The organism is Synechococcus sp. CCY9202, assembly GCF_034931685.1.
In the GTDB taxonomy this organism is placed as follows: Bacteria; Cyanobacteriota; Cyanobacteriia; order PCC-6307; family Cyanobiaceae; genus CBW1002.
Genome location: NZ_JAYGID010000050.1, coordinates 1 through 1,489 on the forward strand (window position 1 = coordinate 1; position 1,489 = coordinate 1,489).

Genomic DNA, 1,489 nt, shown 5'->3' on the forward strand with positions numbered 1-1,489 from the left:
GCCCAAGACCTACTCTGCCGCACCCGACCTGGCCTCGCTACTCGATGGCAGCAGCGCCGGGGAACTGATCCCCGAGCTGGCACGCCACGGCCTGCAGCAGCTGATCGAGCTGGAGGTTGCCGCCTTCCTCGGTGCTGACCGCCATGAGCGCACCGACGAGCGCCTGGGGTATCGCAACGGCTACCGCTCCCGCACCCTCACCACCCAGGTGGGGGATCTCGCGCTGCAGATCCCCAAATTGCGGGAAGGCAGCTTCATCCCCACGATCCTTGAGCCCCGCCGCCGGATCGATCAGGCCCTGTATGCGGTGATCATGGAGGCTTACATCGGTGGGGTCTCCACCCGCAAGGTCGATGCTCTGGTGGGGGCGCTGGGCTCCCAGAGCGGCATCTCCAAGTCGCAGGTGAGTCGCATCTGCCAGGAGATCGATGCCCAGGTGCAGGCGTTTCTGAATCGGCCACTGGAGGGCAGCGGCTACGCCTATGTGTACCTGGATGCCACGTATCTCAATGGCCGCCAGGGCAAGGCCCAGCAGGTCACCTCTCGTGCCGCGGTGGTGGCGATGGGCGTCAATGCCGATGGCCGCCGCGAGCTGTTGGGACTCAAGGTGGGCAACAGCGAGAGCGAGGCCTTCTGGGCCGAGTTCATCTCCCACCTCAAGGAGCGGGGCCTGGGTGGCGTCAAGCTGGTGATCTCTGACGCCCACAGCGGTCTGACCAAGGCGATCCGCAGGCAGCTGCAGGGAAGCGTCTGGCAGCGCTGCCGTGTTCACTTTGCCCGCAACCTGCTGCAGTGCGTCCCCAAGGCCCACCAGGGCATGGTCACCGCCGCCCTGCGCAGCGTGTTCGCCCAGGAAACCGCTGCGGAGATCGAGTCCCGCTGGGACGATCTGGCCACCTCGCTGGCCGATCGCTTCCCCAAGGCCGCCGCACTGATGCACGAGGCCAGGGAGGACGTGCTGGCCTTCCGCCACTTCCCCAAGGACCACTGGCGCAAGATCTGGAGCACCAACCTGCTCGAGCGGGTCAACGAGGAGATCAAGCGCCGCACCCGCGTAGTGGGCATTTTCCCCAATGACGCCGCGATCATCCGCCTGGTGGGGGCGGTGCTGCTGGAGCAGCACGAGCACTGGCAGCTGGAGGGCCGCCGCATGTTCTCCGCTGAGAGCATGGCCGCCATCCCGGAGCTGGATGGCGGCCCCGCCCTGCAGGCCCTCAGCGCCTGAGAAGGGCAGCACGCAGGCCCCAGGTGATCGAGGCTGCAGCGCCCCCACAGGGCGCAGCGGCCTGGACCACCGCCCGGGGGCCGGCTGCTGCAACCCCCAGGCTGCACAGACCACTCCAGCTCACAACACATCCGCGTTCAGACGAAAGACTTGACAAGTCAATCGTCTCGATTCATCGTGGCTGCAAGAGGCGCATCTGCACCTCCGGAATGACAGCCCGTCATTCCACCCTGTTCACCCTCTGATCAGGGCATTCGGGCCCCG

The 1,489-nt window shown here is 66.6% G+C and carries 1 protein-coding gene; it reads left to right on the forward strand.

The annotated features are described in order from the left end of the window. Positions 1-28 precede the first annotated feature (28 nt). The gene (locus tag VB777_RS07060; RefSeq protein ID WP_323247964.1) at positions 29-1,225 is read left to right on the forward strand and encodes an IS256 family transposase; all 1,197 of its coding nucleotides are present in this window, start codon (positions 29-31) and stop codon (positions 1,223-1,225) included. The last annotated feature ends 264 nt before the right edge of the window (positions 1,226-1,489 follow it).